The sequence below is a fragment of the Pseudomonas sp. PKS genome (genome assembly GCF_051913525.1).
Taxonomy (GTDB): Bacteria; Pseudomonadota; Gammaproteobacteria; order Pseudomonadales; family Pseudomonadaceae; genus Aquipseudomonas; species Aquipseudomonas guariconensis_D.
The window spans coordinates 1-299 of sequence record NZ_JBEGDO010000067.1 but is presented as its reverse complement, the minus strand read 5'-3'; the positions used below and the strand labels follow the sequence as shown (position 1 = coordinate 299).

Sequence of the window (299 nt, the reverse complement as noted above, 5' to 3'; positions counted from 1 at the left end):
GTTCGTTCTCAAGTTTTAACTTCTATAAGAGATATTAGTTTTGATATTTATGATGGTGAAACTGTTGCTATAGTTGGTGAATCTGGATCAGGAAAATCTGTTTTTACAAAAACGTTAACTAATATGTTAGAAGAAAATGGATATATTGCTAATGGGACTATTACTTACTATCCAAGAAATGATAAAAACACTATATCTAATTTTAAAAGCGAAGTAAACTTAGTAGATTTTCATAAAAATAATTTAGAAAATAACTCAAGAAGAGAGATTAGAAAATATAACCAATTAAAAATTAAAGA

Annotated in this window: 1 protein-coding gene; it reads left to right on the top strand. The window is 25.1% G+C overall.

What is annotated here, in order from left to right; all coding sequences use genetic code 11:
* Nucleotides 1-299 (top strand): ATP-binding cassette domain-containing protein (locus ABOA88_RS24105; RefSeq protein ID WP_440128007.1); only part of this gene is annotated, 299 nt, incomplete at both ends.